At 70.3% G+C, this 19,235-nt stretch carries 18 protein-coding genes; 10 read left to right on the top strand and 8 right to left on the bottom strand.

What is annotated here, in order from left to right; all coding sequences use genetic code 11:
• Positions 1-62 precede the first annotated feature (62 nt).
• Positions 63-1,820: a siderophore-interacting protein gene (locus ACIQTX_RS05855; RefSeq protein ID WP_402970090.1), complete on the bottom strand. Its 1,758-nt coding sequence runs from the start codon at positions 1,818-1,820 to the stop codon at positions 63-65.
• A gap of 1 nt (position 1,821) precedes the next feature.
• A complete protein-coding gene (locus ACIQTX_RS05850; protein ID WP_402970087.1) occupies positions 1,822-2,814 on the bottom strand; it encodes an ABC transporter substrate-binding protein in 993 nt (330 codons plus the stop codon).
• A 156-nt stretch (positions 2,815-2,970) separates the two neighbouring features.
• On the opposite strand from ACIQTX_RS05850, the gene ACIQTX_RS05845 reads away from it, so the two are divergent.
• The 5 genes from ACIQTX_RS05845 (at position 2,971) to ACIQTX_RS05825 (ending at position 8,510) form a co-directional block, all read left to right on the top strand.
• Entirely contained in the window at positions 2,971-3,714 is a 744-nt protein-coding gene (locus tag ACIQTX_RS05845) for a helix-turn-helix domain-containing protein (protein WP_402970084.1), read from the top strand.
• Between the two features lie 55 nt (positions 3,715-3,769).
• Positions 3,770-4,819: an iron chelate uptake ABC transporter family permease subunit gene (locus ACIQTX_RS05840; RefSeq protein ID WP_402970081.1), complete on the top strand. Its 1,050-nt coding sequence runs from the start codon at positions 3,770-3,772 to the stop codon at positions 4,817-4,819.
• Positions 4,816-5,865 (top strand): iron chelate uptake ABC transporter family permease subunit, encoded by a 1,050-nt coding sequence (locus ACIQTX_RS05835; RefSeq protein ID WP_105526279.1) that lies wholly within the window; start codon positions 4,816-4,818, stop codon positions 5,863-5,865. The genes ACIQTX_RS05840 and ACIQTX_RS05835 overlap by 4 nt, the downstream gene beginning before the upstream one ends.
• Complete coding sequence (locus ACIQTX_RS05830; RefSeq protein ID WP_105526280.1) at positions 5,862-6,635, top strand: ABC transporter ATP-binding protein; 774 nt, start codon at positions 5,862-5,864, stop codon at positions 6,633-6,635. Before ACIQTX_RS05835 ends, ACIQTX_RS05830 begins: the two co-directional genes overlap by 4 nt.
• Positions 6,636-6,896: 261 nt before the next feature.
• A complete protein-coding gene (locus tag ACIQTX_RS05825) occupies positions 6,897-8,510 on the top strand; it encodes an ABC-F family ATP-binding cassette domain-containing protein (protein WP_402970077.1) in 1,614 nt (537 codons plus the stop codon).
• Positions 8,511-8,613: 103 nt separating this feature from the next.
• Here ACIQTX_RS05825 and ACIQTX_RS05820 read toward each other — a convergent pair whose 3' ends face one another.
• Genes ACIQTX_RS05820 through ACIQTX_RS05810 form a run of 3 tightly spaced genes read right to left on the bottom strand, consistent with a single transcriptional unit; the run spans position 8,614 to position 11,337 of the window.
• Positions 8,614-9,273: a response regulator gene (locus ACIQTX_RS05820; protein WP_402970074.1), complete on the bottom strand. Its 660-nt coding sequence runs from the start codon at positions 9,271-9,273 to the stop codon at positions 8,614-8,616.
• A complete protein-coding gene (locus ACIQTX_RS05815; RefSeq protein WP_402970071.1) occupies positions 9,270-10,541 on the bottom strand; it encodes a histidine kinase in 1,272 nt (423 codons plus the stop codon). Before ACIQTX_RS05815 ends, ACIQTX_RS05820 begins: the two co-directional genes overlap by 4 nt.
• 34 nt (positions 10,542-10,575) lie before the next feature.
• Complete coding sequence (locus ACIQTX_RS05810; protein WP_402970068.1) at positions 10,576-11,337, bottom strand: DUF998 domain-containing protein; 762 nt, start codon at positions 11,335-11,337, stop codon at positions 10,576-10,578.
• Between the two features lie 11 nt (positions 11,338-11,348).
• Here ACIQTX_RS05810 and ACIQTX_RS05805 point away from each other — a divergent pair, with 11 nt between their 5' ends.
• The gene (locus ACIQTX_RS05805) at positions 11,349-11,519 is read left to right on the top strand and encodes a hypothetical protein (protein WP_402970066.1); all 171 of its coding nucleotides are present in this window, start codon (positions 11,349-11,351) and stop codon (positions 11,517-11,519) included.
• An 18-nt stretch (positions 11,520-11,537) separates the two neighbouring features.
• Here ACIQTX_RS05805 and ACIQTX_RS05800 read toward each other — a convergent pair whose 3' ends face one another.
• The 3 genes from ACIQTX_RS05800 to ACIQTX_RS05790 are packed head-to-tail and all read right to left on the bottom strand — an operon-like array spanning position 11,538 to position 13,726.
• Entirely contained in the window at positions 11,538-11,933 is a 396-nt protein-coding gene (locus tag ACIQTX_RS05800; RefSeq protein WP_402970063.1) for a hypothetical protein, read from the bottom strand.
• 56 nt (positions 11,934-11,989) lie between these two features.
• Positions 11,990-12,397 (bottom strand): DUF6157 family protein, encoded by a 408-nt coding sequence (locus tag ACIQTX_RS05795; RefSeq protein ID WP_402970060.1) that lies wholly within the window; start codon positions 12,395-12,397, stop codon positions 11,990-11,992.
• Positions 12,398-12,430: 33 nt separating this feature from the next.
• Positions 12,431-13,726 carry a PA2928 family protein gene (locus ACIQTX_RS05790; protein ID WP_402970057.1) on the bottom strand — a complete coding sequence of 432 codons (1,296 nt, stop codon included), beginning with the start codon at positions 13,724-13,726 and terminating at the stop codon, positions 12,431-12,433.
• 80 nt (positions 13,727-13,806) lie between these two features.
• Between ACIQTX_RS05790 and ACIQTX_RS05785 the strand changes: the two genes are divergently transcribed.
• From ACIQTX_RS05785 to ACIQTX_RS05770, 4 genes are read left to right on the top strand one after another with little or no spacing between them, the layout of a single operon-like run.
• The gene (locus ACIQTX_RS05785; RefSeq protein ID WP_402970054.1) at positions 13,807-15,126 is read left to right on the top strand and encodes a hypothetical protein; all 1,320 of its coding nucleotides are present in this window, start codon (positions 13,807-13,809) and stop codon (positions 15,124-15,126) included.
• Entirely contained in the window at positions 15,123-16,223 is a 1,101-nt protein-coding gene (locus tag ACIQTX_RS05780; protein WP_402970052.1) for a hypothetical protein, read from the top strand. Before ACIQTX_RS05785 ends, ACIQTX_RS05780 begins: the two co-directional genes overlap by 4 nt.
• Complete coding sequence (locus ACIQTX_RS05775) at positions 16,220-17,887, top strand: hypothetical protein (protein ID WP_402970049.1); 1,668 nt, start codon at positions 16,220-16,222, stop codon at positions 17,885-17,887. The genes ACIQTX_RS05780 and ACIQTX_RS05775 overlap by 4 nt, the downstream gene beginning before the upstream one ends.
• Positions 17,884-19,209 carry a CHAT domain-containing protein gene (locus tag ACIQTX_RS05770; protein WP_402970046.1) on the top strand — a complete coding sequence of 442 codons (1,326 nt, stop codon included), beginning with the start codon at positions 17,884-17,886 and terminating at the stop codon, positions 19,207-19,209. The genes ACIQTX_RS05775 and ACIQTX_RS05770 overlap by 4 nt, the downstream gene beginning before the upstream one ends.
• Positions 19,210-19,235: the final 26 nt, after the last annotated feature.

Genomic DNA, 19,235 nt, shown 5'->3' with positions numbered 1-19,235 from the left:
GCCGTGGCGGTACCGCTCGGCACCCTCCGAGGTGAACGGTACCTCCACGGTCTCGCGGACGCTCAGGCGCGGACCAGGAAGGTCGCCTCGATCCCCCAACCGAGGGGCTGCACCTGCTCCGTCGTCCAGCCCGCAGCGGCTGCGAGCTCTCCCAGCGTCTCGCTGGAGCGGAACGGCGCACCGGTCATGGCGAAGCCGATGATCTGATGCTCCTCGACGCCCGGGCTGAGTGCGTCCGGCCTGCTCGATTCGAGGAGGATCACGCGTGCCGCGTGCGGCGCGAGCTCGTCGAGGAGAGCGACGGCCTCGGCATCCGTCCGGTGCGCGAGAGCAAGAGCGAGCACCGCGACGTCGACCAGGCGACCGGTCCACCCGGCGGACGGATCCTGCCCCACCGCCTCGACGACGGCGTCGCGCACCCGCCCGTGCTCATGCAGGGCGACACCGATGCCGCCGCGTCCACCGTCCTCGAAGGCGCCGAGAACCGCGGGGGCGCCAGGGCCCACGACGAGCAGGCTGGAGACCTCCTGCCACATCGGGTCCGCCACGAACCCGTCGAGCAGGTAGGCGAGCCGGCCCGCATCCTCGATGAGTTCCTCGACGTGCGCAGCATCCGATTGCGCCTGCGTCGCGAGAGTCGCCCCGTGCGCCCGCTCCCACGGAGAGACGCCGTCCCGCAGCGCGTGGTCGAGATCACGCAGCGCCAGCACGGCCTCCGCCTCGAGACCGTCGAACTCCTCGCGATGATGCTCCTCGAGAAGGTCCTCGCCGAAACGGCCGAGAGCGAGCGACTCGGCATCCCCGATGACCACTTCCGCGGAGACGAGGATGCCGCGCAGGGCCTCGATCGACCGGGCAGCCACCCCGAGCCTGGCCGCCAGATCCCGCACCGACAGCGGCCCCTCGGCGAGAGCATCCACGATGCCGAGGCGGACGGCCGCTCGCACGACGAGCCATGGCACGGGCGATGCCGGTTCGGACACGGGTGGCAGCGCGTGCTCCGATGGGTCGGCTCCTTCGGAGACGGTCTCGGCGTGCCAATAGCCCGTGATGTTGATGCGCTCCTTCGCGAGCCCCCGCTCACGTTGCAGGTAGCGCCTCACCGGCAGCAGCGCGCGGCTCTCCGCCGCCGCCCACGCGTAGCCCGCGCCATCCTCCGGAAGCACGAGGGCTCGCACGACCGCTTCCAGAGCAGCGGCGTCGCCGGCCGGTGCGGTCGCCCAGGTCACGGTGTCGCCCTCCCGCAGGTTCAGCTCCTGCTGAGCGGTCTCCTCCTCGACGACCAGGAGTACGTGCGCGACGGCGTCGGTCGGGCGTTCGTCGAGGAACCGCCCCACCGCCGGCAGGCCGGTCTCATCGGCGATCAGCACGATCCAGTCGAGCTCCTGCGGCAACCGCAGCGACGACTTCGGTCCGACGAAGCACAGGTCGTCGCCGGGTGCGGCCGACTGCGCCCACGTCGCGGCGGGTCCGTCGCCGTGCAGCACGAAGTCGAGCGCCATCTCCTGCGCACCTGCGTCGACCCAGCGCGGCGTGTAGTCGCGGGCGAGCCGGTTCTCGGCGGCCGTCCACTCGATGCCGTGCGGCAACTGGATGGGTAGCGCCGATTCCAGATCGTCGTCTGAGGCGAAGATCAGCTTGATGTGGTCGTCGAAGCCGGGAGCCGCGAAGGCCCGGTGAGTGTGCCCGTCGACGACGGTCTCCCCGAGCGCCTCCCCACCGACGACGATGCGTCGCATTCGAGGGGTGACCTCCTCGATGCGGCGCACCGTCACGCGGCGCACGACCAGCGGATGCGAAGTGAATGCGCGCTGTGCCATCTCAGCCGAACAACTCCTCGATGATGCCGAGCAGAGCGAGCGACTCGTCGTAGTCGCCACGGGCCACCCAGTAGGGCAGCACGTGGGCGGAGCCGCTCTGGAACGCCGGGAGCGCGGCGAGGACCGGGTTCTCCGACAACGTGTCGATGTCGCCGATGTCGGTGTTGAAGCCGGTGATGAAGACCGTGGGCTGCGTGATGATCTGCCCCACCTGCTCGGTCGACAGCTCGAAGGAGTCGCCACCGGGGGTGTACGGCTCGTAGTCGCCCTCGGCGAAGATCGGCGCGGACTCGATGCCGACGGCGTCGAACACCACGGGAAGCCCCATGTCCTCGCGGGCGACGTACACCGTGCCGTCGGGAAGGATCGACAGGAATGCGGACGGAGCGGTCGGCACCGTGATGTTCGCGGCGACCTCGGCCACACGGTCCTCGTAGGCGGCGAGCGCCTCGTCGTAGACCTCGCCCTTGTCGAAGACGTCGTCGGCGAGGAATGAGTACTGGTCCTGCCAGGTCGCCTTGTCGCCGCTGACGAGAACGGTGGGGGCGATGTCACTCAGGTCGTCGTAGGCATCGGTGGCGAGGAACAGCGGGAAACCGACTCCACCGCCGATGATCAGGTCGGGCTCGAGCGCGAGGATCGCCTCGAGGTCGAACCCGTCAGCGCTCCATGTGATGAACTCGGTGCCCTGCTTCTCGGCGTCTTCCGCCCAGAAGTCCGAGAACGACGCCTCATAGCCGAAGTCCGCGGAGGTGAGGGCCGCCACCGGCACGTCGAGGTCATACAGGTAGCCGGCGAGGGCGTGATTCAGTACGACGACCTTCTGCGGGTCGGCGGGGATGGTGACCTCGCCCTGTTCGGTGGTGACGACGCGGGTCGTGGCGTCGCCGGATGCGCCTGCACCCGATTCGGGGGCGGGATCGGTCGCGCACGATGCCAGTGCGAACAGGGCGACCACGGGGAGCGCAGCGAGGAGACGGATGGATCTGGACATGGAGACCTCGGGGATCGACGGATGCGGGATGACCCGACGGGCACGCGGCGGACGGGCGCTGCTCGGGTAAGGTAAGGCTATTCTCACTAACCGGTCGATCCGTGACGCATGCGACATCGACGCTGACGGATACGACATGTCTCGGAGGAGAACAGCGTGCGATCCACCGCTCTCGCCGGCACCGTCCCGGAGAACTCGATCCGCTTCCTCGGACACGACACCCACGAGCACGACGAACCCCACGTCGTCTACGTCGTGACCGGGTCGGCGGTGCTGACCGTCGACGGCGTCGACATCCCCCTGCGCCGACACGAGGCGGTATGGATGCAGCCGCACGTCCCGCACGCCGTACGGATTCGCGAGGGCGGGACGGTCCTCGGCCCCATCCTGGAGGACGAGGCCGCCCCTTCGGCGCGCGTGCGCGTTCTCGGAGTGGTGCCCGCGCTCGTCGACGTCATGACCACGGCGCTCGTTGCGGCGCCCAGCACCGACGAGCAGATCCTGCCGTTCCGTCGGGCGATCGCCCGTGTTCTGCACGCCGTATCGCGCCCCTACTTCCCGGTCATCTACCCCGAACATCCGGCCGCTCGCCGGCTCGCGAAGGATGCCCTGCGCCTCCCCCTCCCCCTCGACGAACTGGCGGCCCGCCATCGGATGAGCGCGCGCCAGGTGCAGCGCATCTTCGTCGCAGAGACCGGCTGGTCGTTCTCCCGCTGGCGCGGACGGACTCGAATGAACGCAGCCGTCGCCCATCTGGTCGGCGGCGGCGACCTGGCCACGGCCGCGCGGCTCTCCGGGTTCGGCACCAGGGCAGGGCTCGTTAAGGCCCTCAGCAGGGAGACCGGGATCACGGCCGACCGTCTGACAGCCGACCCCCGCGCTGCGCTCACACAGTCCTGAACCGCGCGGAGCGACCGTCGGAAGCTGTTAGCGTTTCGGCGTCCAGAGGAGCCCCATGACCACCGCCACGCGCACCGCACCGGCCTCCGACGCCGGCGTTCGGCAGACGCGCACCCGGCGCCGTGTCTTCGGGCTGATCGTCTCCCTGGTCCTGCTCACTTCGCTCTGCGTGCTCAGTGTGGTCGTGGGGTCAGCCGCGCTGCCCCTCGATGTGGTCTGGCAGGCCTTCGTCGCCCCGGACGGATCGGTGAGTCAGGTCACGGTCACCAGCGCGCGCGTCGATCGCACGGTGCTCGGCATCCTGGTGGGGGCCGCGCTGGGCATCTCCGGTGCGCTCATCCAGGCCCTCACCCGCAACCCCTTGGCCGACCCCGGCATCCTGGGGGTGAACGCCGGGGCGGGCTTCGCGGTCACACTGGCCGTGGCCTTCCTCGGGATCACCCGGATCGACCAGTACCTGCCGTTCGCCTTCGTCGGTGCCATCGCGGCGTCCGCGCTCGTATACCTCGCGGCGGGTGCCGGTCGTGGATCGGGATCTCCGGTTCGACTGACCCTCGTCGGAGTGGCCTTCGCCGCCGTGCTCACCGGGTTCTCGCACACGCTCGCACTCATCGACACCGAGACCTTCGACCGGATGCGCTTCTGGGGCGCGGGAACGCTCGCCGACCGCCCGGCCGGCACGATCGACGCAATCCTCGTACCCTTCGCGCTCGGACTCCTGATCGCCGCTTTCTGCGTGCGTCCGCTCAATGCCCTCGCCCTGGGCGAAGACACCGCCAGGGCCGTGGGGGTGCGGCTCGGCGCGACACGGGTGGGGGTCGTGCTGGCGGTCGCCCTGCTGTGCGGAGCCGCGACTGCCGCCGCCGGTCCACTCGTCTTCGTCGGTCTCGTCATCCCCCACGCCGTGCGCTGGATCACGGGCCCGGACTGGATCTGGATCACGCTCTACTCGGCGGTGCTCGCACCGGCGCTGGTGCTCAGTGCCGACATCCTCGGCCGCATCGTCGTGATCCCCGCCGAGCTGCAGGTCGGGGTGGTGCTGCCGCTGATCGGCGCCCCGGTGCTCATCGCCCTGGTCCGCGGCCGGAAGGCGAAGGCACTGTGAGCGCGGTGCTCGTCTTCCGCGCCGGCCCGCTCTCGATGCGCACCACCCGGCGGATGCTCCTGGTCTGCGCCGCGCTCGTCGCGGTCGCCCTCTGCGTGGCGGTGTGGGCGATGACCCTCGGCAGCTACGGCGTGAGCGCAGGAGAGGTGATCGGATCGTTCCTCGGCCGGACCGACGGCGCAGTGCGCAAGGTCGTCATCGAGTGGCGGGCACCCCGCGTCATCGCGGCACTGCTGTTCGGCGCCGCTCTCGGCATCGCGGGCAGCATCTTCCAGTCGCTCACCCGCAACCCTCTGGGGAGCCCCGACGTGATCGGCTTCAGCACCGGGTCGTACACCGGCGTGATCCTGATGATGCTGACCGGTGCGACCGGGTATGCCGCCTATGCCGCCGGCGCTCTGGTCGGCGGTGTGCTGACGGCAGCGCTCGTCTACGTGCTGGCGTTCCGGCGAGGCATGCAGGGCTTCCGCCTCATCATCGTCGGTATCGCGATGGGCGCGCTCCTGAACTCACTCAACACGTGGTTCAGTACCAGGGCCGATGTCGACCTCGCCCTTCGCGCGGCCGTGTGGGGTGCCGGCTCCCTTGCGGCAGTCGACTGGACCACGCTCGGATTCGCCGCGATCGCCATCGTCGCCGTGCTGCTGTGCGCACCGGCAGCACAGCGGCGGATGCGACGACTCGAGCTCGGCGACGACGCCGCGGCCATGCTCGGCATCCCGCTCGAACGCACCAGAGGCATGCTCATGCTGCTCGGCGTCGCAGCGGTCGCAGCGGTCACCGCCGCCGCAGGGCCGATCGCCTTCGTGGCTCTCGCCGCCCCGCAGATCGGACAGCGGCTGACCGGACGAGGCACCTCGGTCGATCTCGTCGGAGCAGCACTGACCGGGTCGGTACTGCTGCTCGTAGCCGATGTGATCGCCCAGCATGCGATCCCCGACGTCACACTGCCGACCGGCGCGGTGACCATCTGCATCGGCGGGATCTATCTGCTCGCGCTGCTCATGCGCGAGAGCAGGCGTTTCACCGGAGGAGGACGACGATGACACGACTGGCAACCGAAGCGCTGCGCGTGGGCTACGGCGGGCGGGGCGTACTCGATGGCCTCGACGTGCACATCCCCGATGGGGAGCTCACCGTGATCGTGGGCCCGAACGCCTGCGGAAAGTCGACTCTGCTGCGCGCCCTCGCCCGGCTGCTGCCTGCCACCGGAGGGCGCGTGCTCCTCGACGGCGGCGACATCACTCGGTTGTCCACCAAGGAGGTGGCGCGGCGGATGGGTCTGCTCCCCCAGAGTCCGCTCGCCCCGGAGGGCATCACCGTGGCCGACCTGGTCGGTCGCGGCCGCTACCCCCATCAGAGCGTGCTCTCCAGCTGGTCGACGGAGGACGAGCGTGCGGTCGCCGAGGCGATGGCCGCCACGAACGTCACCGACCTCGCGGAACGCAACGTCGACGAGCTCTCCGGTGGGCAGCGCCAGCGCGCCTGGATCGCGATGGCGCTGGCCCAGGAGACCCCGATCCTGCTGTTGGACGAGCCGACGACCTTCCTCGACATCGGCCACCAGATCGAGGTGCTCGAACTGGTCACGCGTCTGCATCGGGAAGGGCGGACGGTCGTCGTCGTTCTGCACGACATCAACCAGGCCGCCCGCTACGCCTCGCACCTGATCGCGATGAAAGGCGGGCGCATCGTCGCCGAGGGCGATCCTCGCGACATCGTCGATGCGCCACTGCTCACCGAGCTGTTCGACCTCGAGGCGCGGGTGATCGCCGACCCCGACACGGGTGCCCCCGTCGTGCTGCCCGGCCGCTGAACCCCTTCTGCTGAAACCCGGACCGACACGCCCGGGGTTGCGAGAAGCCGACACGCCCGGGTATCGTCGGGGAGTCCTGTCCGCCGTGTCTGGAAGTCCTTTGATCTGATCCGTCGCCTCCGCGCTCCTCTTTCCGCGCGCTGACCCGACGATCGCCGACTCCACGGCAGACCTCCCCCTCTCGCGACGTTCTCTGCGTCCCGTCGAGGCCTGGCAGAGGTCCGGTTTCAGTGCACCCTTCGCACTCGACAGGAGACACTCATGTCAAACCCCACCCTTCATGCATCGGTCACCCTCGACCACCTCACCTTCACCTGGCCGGACGGCACGGTAGCCCTGGACGGCGTCTCCGGAGCGTTCGGTTCCGGGCGCACGGGCCTCGTCGGACGCAACGGCGCGGGCAAGTCCACGCTGTTGCGACTGATGGCCGGCGAACTCGAACCGTCTTCCGGCTTCGTCGTGACATCCGGTGAGGTCGCATACCTGCCGCAGCAGCTGACACTCGACGTCGACCGTCGGGTCGCAGACCTCCTCGGTGTGTCCGCGGCGCTCGACGCCGTGCGGGCGATCACCGCGGGCGACGTCGACCCCGCCCACTTCGACACGGTCGGCGACGACTGGGACATCGAGGCGCGCGCCGAGGCGTCACTCGCCGAAGCCGGCCTCGATCCGGAGTTCCTCGACCGCAGGGTGGGCGAGCTTTCGGGCGGAGAGTCGGTGCTCGTCGCGATCGCCGGCATCCGCCTGCGCCGTGCGCCGATCACGCTCCTCGACGAGCCGACCAACAACCTCGATCGCGATGCCAGGGCGAAGCTCGCGGCGATGGTGCGCGCCTGGAAGGGCACGCTCATCGTCGTGAGTCACGACCTGTCGCTGCTTGAGCTGATGGACGACACCGCCGAGCTCTACGCCCAGACGCTGAGCGTGTTCGGCGGCCCGTATTCGCAATGGCGCGCCTGGTTGGACACCGAGCAGGATGCTGCGAGGCAGGCCGAGGTCACAGCCGCCCAGGCGCTTCGCAAGGAGAAGCGCCAGCGGATCGAAGCCGAGGTGAAGCTCGCCCACCGCACACGCACCGCGAAGAAGGCGGAAGTCGAGAAGCGCGTTCCGAAGATCGTCGCCCACGGCCGCAAGATGGCTGCCGAGGTGTCGGCGGGCAAGCTCCGCACCGAGGTCGGAGCGAAGGAGGATGCCGCACGTTCGGTCCTCGACGAGGCAGGACGCCGCGTGCGCTCCGACGCCTCGATGAAGATCGAGCTGCCGGATCCACTGGTGTCCCGCAGCCGCCGGATCGCGACGATCGGCGATGAGGAGCGGGCTTGGGTGATCCAGGGACCGGAGCGCGTCGCTCTGATCGGCCGGAACGGTGCGGGCAAGACCACGCTCCTGGAGCGGCTGGTCGGGGGAGGTGCTCCGGCCGAGGGTGCGCTGCTCGCCGAGGCTCACACCGACCTGATCGGCTACTTGCCGCAGCGGATCGACGGCCTCGACGAGCAGCGCACGGTGTTCGAGAACATCGCCGCCGCGGCACCGCACGTGCCGGAGAAGGAGCTGCGCAACCGGCTCGCGCGGTTCCTCATCCGAGGGGCCACCGCGGAGAGACCGGTCGCGGCCCTCTCCGGTGGCGAGCGCTTCCGCGTCGCTCTGGCGAAGCTGCTGCTCGCCGACCCCGCACCTCATCTCGTGGTGCTCGACGAGCCGACGAACAACCTCGACCTCGACACGGTCGGCCAGCTCGTCGAAGCCCTCCGCGCCTACCGGGGCGCCGTGCTCATCGTGAGTCACGACGATGCTTTCCTGCGGCGGCTCGACCTCGATCTGACGCTCGAGATCGACGCCGAAGGTGCGCTTCAGGAGGTCTCGCTGGAGCAGTGAGGTCGATGGAGCGACGATGCCGGGTGCCGGGGAGCGATCTCCTCGGCACCCGGGCTCGTCACCGCACCGGCGCCATCACACCAGCCACGTCACACCAGCGACGTCAGACCAACCCGGCCTCGTAGGCGAGGATGACGGCCTGCACGCGGTCGCGCAGATCGAGTTTCATGAGGATGCGTCCGACGTGGGTCTTCACGGTCGACTCCGACACGTACAGGCTCTCGCCGATCTCGGTGTTGTTGTAGCCCTTGGCGATGGCGAGGAACACGTCGCGCTCCCGATCGGTCAGCACGCTCAGCCGCGAATCGTCGGACTCGGACTGTCGGGGCAGGCGAGTGGCGAAGAGGTCGAGCATCGACCGGGTGACGCGCGGCGAGACGAGGGCGTCGCCGGCGGCGATCGCCCGGATCGCGGTGGTCAGCTGCGCGGGCGGCGTGTTCTTCAGAAGGAACCCGCTCGCCCCGGCGCGGAGGCTCCCGAACGCGTACTCGTCGAGGTCGAAGGTCGTCAGCACCAGAACGCGGCTCGACGGCGTGCCCCTGACGATGCGCCTGGTGGCCTCGATACCGTCCATCTCCGGCATCCGGATGTCCATCAGGACCACATCCGGACGCAGATCATCCGCCAGGTGGACGGCCTCGGCCCCCGACACCGCCTCGCCCACCACCTGGATGTCGTCTTCGGCGTCGAGCACCATCCGCATACCGCGCCGGATCAGCTCGTGGTCATCGACGATGAGCACCCTGATGCGTTCCTCGGTCATGCCTGTTCCTCCTGTTCGGGGATCTGCACCCGCACGCGCCATCCGCCCTCCGCCAGCGGGCCTGCCTCCACCGTTCCACCCGCCAGTCGTGCCCGCTCCCGCACACCGACGAGGCCGCGACCCGAACCGACCGACGGTGCGGGCGGTCCCTGCCGCCCGTCGTCGGTGACTTCGATCACGAGGATGTCACCTCGGAAGTCGAGCTTCACGAGCACCTCGCGCGGATCCTTCGCGTAGCGCAGGGCGTTCGTGAGCGACTCCTGCACGATCCGGTGGATCGTGTTCTGCAGCGCGGGCGAGGAGGGCGCCGTCCCCTCGGTGCGCACCGTGACCGGCAGCCCGGCGGTGCGGAAGGTCTCGACCAGTGCGGTCAGCTCGCTCAGCCCGGGGTTGGGGCGCAGCGGACTCTGCTCCTCACCGTCGTCGCTGTCATCGCCGAGAGCGCCGAGCAGCTGTCGCATCTCGACGAGCGATTGCCGCCCGACCTCGCCGATCTCCTGGATGGCACTCTTCGAGCGCTGCGGATCCTTCTCGGCGAGCGCGCTCGCGCCGTCCGCGAGCGACACCATGACCGACACGCTGTGCGCCACGACATCGTGGATCTCGCGGGTGATCCTGGCACGCTCGGCCAGGGTCGCGATGCGCGCCTGCTGGTCGCGTTCGCGCGCGAGCTGGTTTGCACGGTCGAGGATCGCCCCGATGTACCGGCGCCGGTCACCCACGGTGACTCCGAGCAACGCCGCGATCAGCATCACGACGAGGAAGAGCAGACTGCCCGGCACCGAGGTGAGCGCGCTGTCCGGGTCGCCGCGGCGCAGCCAGTCCAGCGCCGGGAGGATGAGAATGCCTGCCGCCACGGTCACGCCGAAGGCGAGCCACCCGCTGCGGTTCGAGCGGTAGACGAAGAGCGCATAGAGCGCCAGTGCGATGCCGAGGGGCTCCGCGAGGGTGTCCGTCGCGAGAGCGACCACCGCGATGACGGCGAACACCCCGAACGTGAGCCAGGGTCGCTGTCGTCGCAGGAGCAGACCGATCGCACCGACGACGGCGAGGATCAGCGGGATCACGATGGGTGCGAGGGGCGACCAGACTCCGGACGACAGCGGGGTGACCACCGCCCAGAACGCGCTCAGGAGGAGATAGACGGTCGCGAGCAGCCCGTCGACGAGCCAGGGATGGCTCCCCCAGAAACGCCGCACCACTCCGGGTGGCCGTGGCAGATCCACCGCATGGATCCCCCCGTCGGCGACGGGCGCTGACTCTCGCATATGACGACTCTACGCACCGCACTTCGCGGTTCCCTCAGCGGGAGACGGCGACGAGCGAACCCGTCACCGGGCTGCGCGAGGTGCTCCGGTGAAGATCGGCGGCCTGCGGTGCCGGCTTCCACGACTCCCTCCGTACCCGGCGCCGCCGCTGCGCGACCGCCGTGTCCATTCCGAGGATCGCGAGCCAGCCCATGCCGATGGTGGTGGCGACGAGCTCGAAGATGCTGCCGATGTCGGTGCGGAACTGCAAAAGGGACAGGATGCCGCCGGCCGCAGCGATCACTGCGGTGGAGATGCCGGCGCCCAGCGAGAGGACCCGCAGCGTCCGCCGTCCTTCGACGAACGACACCTGGAGCATCGCGAACGCGGCCAGGGCGAAGGCGAGCACAGCCACCGTCGTATGCACCAGGTCCTGCCAGGTGAACGCCGGACCGACCGGCAGCGGGCATCCGGTCGTGCAGGTGACCTGCGAGGCCACCAGGAACAGCGAAGACGCCATCGCCACCGAGAACGAGGGTGTCCAGACGCTCAGCCACGGCACCGTCGAGCGCAGTCCGCGCGCAGCCCAGGCCACCGCGAAGCCCCCGGCGACGAGGAGCAGCAGCGCGAGCTCGAACCACCCTGCGGTGGGTTCCCCGTCGGCCCCGAGACCACTCACATACAGGACCCGGTCGATGCTCAGCCGGGCGACCCAGATGATGGTCAGCGCTACGGCGACGAGCACGCTCCCGCCGATCGAGGCGATGACGCGAAGGGTGGTTCCGGCAGGGTGAGAGGCGGTGTTTTCGGTGGGCATATGGAGACGGTATGAGCGGGAGCATCCCCGTCGCGTCGACCCGAAGTGCCCACTGCGAAGGGGCGTCGTACCTGAGTACGACGCCCCTTTCTCCGGTCGACTCCTACCCGAACGCCGTCACGGTCTTCGGCCTGCTGGGCGCCGCCGCGCTCACTTTCGGCCTCCTGCTCCTCCCCTGGTGACAGGGAACGCGCGCGAAGTCAGGTGTCGATCCAGACGGTCGCGTTGACGGCGGCGATCTTCTGGATGAGCGCGGGCAAGAGCGTCTGCGCACCGCGTCCGAACGTCATGAACAGCCGCACGAACGACGCCTCGTCGAACAGCACCTCGCGCGGCACGTCCGACAACAGGTCGAGCAAGGTCGAGACGGCGCTGTCGAGTGCATGCACCCGTCGGTCGGTGTCGGGTTCGTCGATCCTGATCGTCCCGAGGCCGTACGATCGGACGCCGTCGTTCGCCTCTCCGGTCCATTCGAACGCCGACAGCTCGTCTATCGCCACCGGTGCGAAGACGGTCAGGGTGACGATCACCCAACCGAAGTCGACTTCGTCATCTTCCACGTCCACGTCCACGTCCGCGTCCACGTCCCCGTCCACGGTCGTCTCCGCGTCGTCTGCCTTAGCGGGCAACCCACCGCTCTCGTCCTCCACCCTCATGCCCGTCGGCTCCGCATCGCCCTCGTGTGCGCGACCTCGGGGTCTACGGCGAGCGCCGCGTACTGCTCCGATTCCCGAGGCACCAGCGCGACCCGGCCTTCGGCGTCGTGATGGAGGCCCCATCCGTAGCGCTTGCCCAGCGGCGAGGAGCGCAGGCACGGCTGCCCCTTCGAGAAGAACGCCTCACGGGCCGAGGCGTCATCCACCGCGATGCCGTTGCGCAACGCGTATGTCTCGAAGATCACGTCGTCGGAAGTACGCGCGTAGGGTTGTTCGGCGATCAGACGGTAGTGCGTCGCCGCGATCGACGGCTTCTCGGCGACCGGCGGCTCCGTCGCATGATCGGCCGGACAGTCCTCGGCGACCTCGATGAAGGTGTCGACGTAGTTCGTGGTGTGCGCCATTCGTCCAGCATCGCGCTCCCGTGGGTCTGCGCGCTACCCGAACGACACCATCCACCAGGGCACGGCACCCACCTCGACCTCACGGAAGGAGCCGTCGTCTTCGAGCACGAGGAGTCGATCCGCCGACCAGGACTCCGGGGCTGCGGCGATCACCGCCGTGGTGCCGGAGGGGCCGGTCAACGCGCGGACGGCGTCGGCCTGCATCTCGACGGTGTCGATGAGCTTCCCGGTCGCGATGTCCACGCTGCTGAGCAGCACCCGGTCGGCGTTCACCGACTCGCGGTGCTGGACGAGCACGAAGCCCTGCCCCGCGCCCGCCGGCGCCACGACGTGCTCGACCGAAGGCATCGCCCCGAAGGCCTGCTGCAGGAGCGCCTCGACGTCGTCCGCGTCGATGCCGGCGAAGTCGCCCGGCAGGAACTGCCCGGTCTCCAGAAGCACGCCCAGACGCGGCTCGAGTCCGACGACCGGGAGCAGCCGCGCATCGACGAGCTCGGTGCGGACCACCTGCGCCGGATCGGTCGAGGTGATCACGAGCGCGTCCCGCTGCACGGCCTCGGCCACCGGGACGATCTCGAACCGTGTGCCGTCAGGAGTCGCCGCCACCTCGACCTGCTGCGTGAGCACGGTCTCGTCGAGGAAAGGCCCCGACCCCAGCGTGTTCTGCCACCGGGTGGTGACTGCGGCGTCGGCCGGCACCGCCTGCGTGCTGCCGACCGCGATCTGCATGAGCGCCCCGGAGCCGGTGAGCGCGACGACGGCGTCGACCTCGGGGTCGTATCCGTACGCGCTGGCGGAGAGCACGGCATCCGCTCCGATCCCCGGAACGCCATCACCTTCGACCCGCACGGCACCGGTCGCGGCATCCAGGATCACCAGACCGTGATCGCTGCCGATGTAGACCGACGAGGCATCGCCGGCGAGCACGACCGCGTCGCCGATGAGATCTTCGTTCAGGCGCTGATCCCACAGCTGCTCGCCATCGGAGAGTCGGATCGCCGCGACCCGCATCTGGAACATCGCCTCGAAGGGTCCGGGGCGCGAGTCGTCGTGGTACACCAGCACCGCAACGTCGTCGCCGTCCATTCCGATCACCGCCGAGGACGGCACGATCTCGATGTCCCTGGTCGTCGGCATCAAGAACTGGGTGGCGAGGAAGATCAGGCCGCCGATGATCAGCGGCGCGAGCATCAGGAGCAGGAACCGGCGACGGATGCGACCACGCACCCGCTTCGGATCGCTCGGCGCCCGCAGAGGCAGAGCCGACGAACCCAGCGGAAGGACGGTGCTGCCGTTGAGCGTGTACCCGGTGGTCGTGTTGGTGTCCATGCCGCCAGGATGCTGCGCGGCCGACGCTCCCGATCACGGATTCTCCCCGCCGCTCGCACGCCTCTATAGGCTGAGCGGATATGAGCGCCGCAACCGAGCTCACGCCCCTGGAACCCGCCTCCACCGCGTCGGAGGCGCTGCAGCCGCGCGCCCGGGTGATCGCCCATGCGTGGCAAGAACTCGGGCAGGACGTCGCGCCCCTCAGCAACGGCTCCGGCCACCCGCTCGCCCGCACGGTGAAGCTGATCCTCGAGCCGCTCGTGATCCGCCCCGTGCAGAACCCGGGCCTCGCCGGCGGAGCGCTGCCGTGGGATGCCGCCTCTCAGCTGCACGCCCGCATCCTCGCGGCAGGCCCGGATCTGGCAGCGGCATCCGCGTGGTTCCTGCGCCTGAAATCCGCCAGGCGCCGGCTTCGCATCACCGATGGCAATCCACAGGAGAAGTACTTCCCGCGCTGCTTCGAGCTCGCCCGCACCGTCGGGATGCCGGGTGCCGATGCCGACGACCTGGCCACAGACGCCGTCACCGAGATCGCGCAGGCCTCGGGCGATTCCCTCCTCGGACGCATCCGCGAACTGCTCCGCGATGCCGACGAGGTGGCGCGGCTCGAAGCGCTGCTGCACGAGACCTGGTCGGGCCGCTTCCCGCAGCCCCTGGCAGCGCCTTCGTCGGAGGTGGTCAGCGCAGCGCTCGACGGGTGCCCGGTCGGGGCCGCCGCTGAGGCGTTCGAGGCGCTGCTGACTCTCGACGCGGGCTCCGCAGCGGCTCTCGCGCTCAGCGAGAGCGGCGCCGCACGAGCCCTGGGTCTGACCGCGCATCCGGCACCGCCTGTCCCCCTGGTCGGGAGCACCGCCTCGAAGCGAGGGCTGCCCCGCCCGTTCGACAGGTCGATCTACGAGCGGCTCTTCGCGGCGCTGTCCGGCGGTGCGCCCGTGGAGAGCGACCTCGACGGCAGCGAACTGATCGCTGACGAGATCGCCCGCTCCGCATTGCCGTGGGAGCTCGCCGACGAGCGCAGCCGCATCGCGATGCTGCTCGGGAGGGAGGCGAGTCGGGCCCTGGACGCTGCCGGCCCGTCGCTCGCGACCGCCGCACACCGGCAGCTGGGCTCGCGCTGGCACCGCGAGGCCTATGTGCGGCGCGCGCTGCGGCTGCCCGCCGAGGTGAGCGGTGTGCCTGCGACCGTGCTCGACGACATCCATGACGTCCGGCCGGCGTATCTGCGTCGCCTCTGGGTGCGCGTGCACGGGCGCGAGCTTCGCAGCCAGCAGCTCGATGCCGACGACCTCTGGGACATCCTCGACGGGGTGCTCCGCTCGGTCGTGATGGATCAGCGACAGCGGCTCAAGATCGCGATGGGCCGCGGCATGCCGGCACCCGCGCTCCCGGGAGTGGCATGAGCACGCGGATTCGGGTGCGCGACGGTCGCGCCGAGATCACGACCAGATCGCACGACACCGCCGTGCCGGGCACTCTCGCCGAGCGGCCTTCGTTCTTGACCGCGCTCGTCGAGGCGAAGGGGGCGATCCTCACCTGGGACGCCACCGCGACCCCTCACCTGCCCGACGCGGAGGTGCACGACGCACGTGCGGCGAGCGCCTGGCTGGACGATGTCTACGGTTCCCCCGTCGCTGATGCCGTGCGCCGCGGGACCGACACCATCGTGGCGCTCGATGCTCCGGCTGATCCTGCAACCGTCGCAGCGGTGTTCGCGCTGGGGAATCTGAGCTGGGCACGCGCATGGTGGCCGGCGAGCATCGGCATCCCCGCCCTGGAGCCTGCGATCCTGGCCGCGGAGATCGCGGTGCAGAGCCACCGCATCTCGCATCTTCTCGACGACGACGATGCCGTCGAGCGTGCGGTGCTCGATGCGTACGAAGCGCCGTCGGCACTCGCTGCGCTTCCCTCTTCCCTGGCCGCAGAAGGCGCCGCCCTGGCCCTCGCGCTCGACGCCCTGGCCGAGGACGACGGCGTCGAGCTGCAACCCGCGACGACCGCGGAGCCGCGCGCGGAATGGGCGCTGGCTGCCGGCGGTGAGCGCGACGCTCCCCCGGCGAACGGCATCGTGGTCGCCCACGGTTCGGCGCCGGTGCGCTGGTCCGACGTGCCGGCCCAGACGGTGGATGCCGCGGCCGAGGCCAGGTGGACACTCCTTCACGGCACCGACGCGCCCTTCCTGCACGTCGAGGTCGCGGCCGTGGTCGGTCTTGCCTCCATCCCCGCCTTGCACGCCCGCTTCGGCCCCGCCGAACTCGAGCTCGACGTCGTCTTGGCACTCGACGGGTCGCACTTCATCGGTGAGACGGCGGTCCCGGCATCCGCACTGTTCCTTCCCCTCTCCGCGCGCACGCTCTGGGTGCACGATCCCTCCCTGGCCTCGTCTTCGGGCGACCCCGAGTCGGCTGAAGATCGAGCTCGGGTGATGGCGTTCGCCGCGGGAAGGCTCGCTGCATCCGACGCTTCGCTCGCCGAACGTGCGGCAGGAGCACGGGTGTGAGCCCCGACCAGGAGCAGCCTTCGAGCGCGATCCGCGGCCGAGTGCCGGCAACAGCTCGGTGGCGGGCCGGGCGCGACCTCAACAACGAGGCGGCGATGCTCCTGCACCAGGGGCGCGTCGCCGATGCGGCAGCGAAGCTCCGAGACGTCGCGGCGATGACCCTGGTGCCGGATGTGGACGGTGAGGGACTCGACCTCCGCGCCCGGTCGCTGCTGAATCTCGCCGCAGCTCGGGAGTTCGAGGGAGCGCTCGACGACGCGGTGCACCTCGCCGATGAGGGACTCGCCGCGGCCGCAGGTGCCATCACGTTGATCGGTGACGAGCGCGCCACTCGCACCGTGCAGATCAACGGCATGATCGCCCGGGCGCAGACCCTCACCCTGATGGATCGGTTCGTCGACGCCTTCACGGGCATCGATGGAGCCGAGGCGCTGCTCGACGACGATCTCGATCAGCGCGAGCTGCTCACCTTCTCGGTGCGCAACGCCCGCACGACCCTGCTGATCCTGACCGGACGGCTCCAGGAGGCGGAAGACGAGGCGACGCGCGCGTTGGAGGTGGCGATCACCGTGGGGCCCGAGCTGTCCGGTCACGCCTACGCGAACCTCGGCGTCATCGCCCAGCGCACGGGCGACGAGATCGCGGCCCAGCAGTATCTGACGCTCGCGCAGCAGGCGCAGGAGCACGGCGGTGATGCCGCGAGCAGGCAGCTGGCCGTGGAGAACCTCGCACGTTCGGCGATGCAGCAGGGTCGTCACCGCGAGGCGGAAGACGGCTTCCGCCGGGCGGCGGAGCTCGCCGCCGCAATCGGTCTCACCACGCGTCTGGCCGCCAGCAGGACCGGGCTCGCGGCCGTATTGCTGCAGGAGGGGCGGGCAGGGGCCGCAGTGAAAGCCCTGCGCACACTGCTCGCGGAGCTCGATCCGGATGCCGCGGTGCACGAGCGCCTGGAGGCCTTCGCCTTCCTCGGCGATGCGGAATCGGCGAGGCACCGGTATCCCGCCGCCGACGAGGCCTACCGCGCGGCACGGGACCTGGCCCGCTACGCCGGCGACCGTTGTCGGGTGAACCTCCGTCGCGCCGAGATGCATGCGGAGTGGGCGGCGATGTCGATCACCCCGCGCTCGCGGTTGCAGCGGCTGGAACTGGCACGCGACCTCGCGGTCCCGGTGCTGCTGGCGACCGAGGCGCTGCGCGACGGCTTCGCTCCCGGGCCCGTGCGAGAGCGCTGGACGCTGCAGGTCGCAGCCCCCGCCCGTGAGCTCGCGTTCCGCCTCGCCCGCACGCTCGGCGACGCGACGCTGCTGTTCGAGCTCGTCGAGAACGCCGCCGCAACCGTGACCCTGCAGACCGATGCCGCCGCGGCCTTCGACGACGAGATCCCGTCCCCGATGGAGGGGGCCGCCCTGTCGTTCGAACGCGCATCGGCCCTCGAGGACCGTTCCGCGAAGGAGAACATGGTGGACGACGGCGGCGACGAGCTCCCTGCCGCGGCTGCCGGCCTGCTCACCGCGCGTGCATCGACGCCACACCCGCGCTTCGCACCTCCGCCTCGCGTGATCGCGATTCCGGGCGCAGCCCCGGTGCTCGAATCGTGGATCCGCCTCGCGGAAGCGGAGTACGGGGTCGCCGTGCGCGCCGAGACGGCGGTGGCGGCGTGGTGAGGAACTGGCGGGACATCCCCGAACTCACGGTGCCGCTGAGCCCGTCGCTGACCGACCCTTCCGCGGTGCTGGAGAATCTCCCGGCGGGCGGACGCCCTACCGCCCGCCTCCGCTACGTCGACGGTGAGGACCTGTTCATCAGTTGGGTCTGGGAGCATCAGCGCTCCTCACCCCGGATGACGCTCGTCGAGCGCTCCGTGGCGACTCCGGTGCTGGCCGAACTGGCTCGGGCGCTGCCGACGCCGTTGCCGGGAGAGAACGGCATGGACGCGCTGCGGCGAGCGCTCACGGACGGCGTGCTGCTGGACCGCGAGCGCGAGCGACGACTGGCCGACGCGCTGACCACGACGCTGATCCCCCCGTGGCTGACCCGAGAGCTCAGGGCGTTCACGTCAGCCGGACTGCGACCGCACCTGCGCGTCCAGCTATCGCCTTCGACCGCGCAGCTGCCGTGGGAGCTGCTGGGCGCCGCGGGCGAACCGCGAGGCATCGATCTCGCCGACGTGTCGGTGCTGTTGCCGGCGACGCTGCGCAACGACCCGGCTCGCACGGTGTCCCCCTGGCGGTCGTCCGCTCCGGTCGTCGCCGTGCTGGACCCGGTCGTTCCCGGCTACTCGGCGGCGAGCGAGCTGGGCAGTGTGCTCGGTCCGGTGGCACCGGGTTCCGCGCTGGCGGAGATGGCCACGCGCCTCGACACGCGTCTGCGCCCCGCAGGTGCCGAACGATTCCGTCGGGCGGATATCGGACGGGTCGTGCTGACCGAGGCCCTCGCCGACGCCGGACGCCTGCTCTACGTCGGACACGTCACCTCCTCGACGCACGCCCTCGACGCCAGGATGCACCTCTCCGACGGCGCCGACTCACCGGGAAGCACTCCGCTCATCGGCGCGCACCGTCCCTACACGGCCGCCGAGATCGCACTCGGGGCGCCGGGGCTTCCCCCGCTGCGAGCACCGAACCGTGTCGCCCTCATCGCGTGCGACTCGGGGAGCGACATGCGCTTCGCCGAACCAGCAGGCCTCGTCGCCGCGTTCGCACACCGGGGAGCCGAGTATGTGACTGCGACCCGTTGGACGCTGCCGACCGAAGCGGGGCTCCGGCGGCTCGTGCCGCAACTCGGCGACCGCGTCGACGGCATGCTCGCCGACGCCGTCATCGCTGTCGACGCGGCCCATGAAGCTCCCGATCCCGTCGCCGCGCTGGCCTCCTGGCAGCGTGAACAGCGTCGTCGATGGACGTCGACGGGAGACCCCCGGCACTCCCCCGTCATCTGGGCAGCGCTCGCCACCGCGTGGGCTCCACCGCCGCCGCCCGTCAGCTGACGACCCCGATGTCCCCGGCCTCGACG

The sequence above is a fragment of the Microbacterium sp. NPDC090281 genome (genome assembly GCF_044769635.1).
Taxonomy (GTDB): Bacteria; Actinomycetota; Actinomycetes; order Actinomycetales; family Microbacteriaceae; genus Microbacterium.
This window is presented reverse-complemented; position numbering and strand designations above follow the sequence as displayed.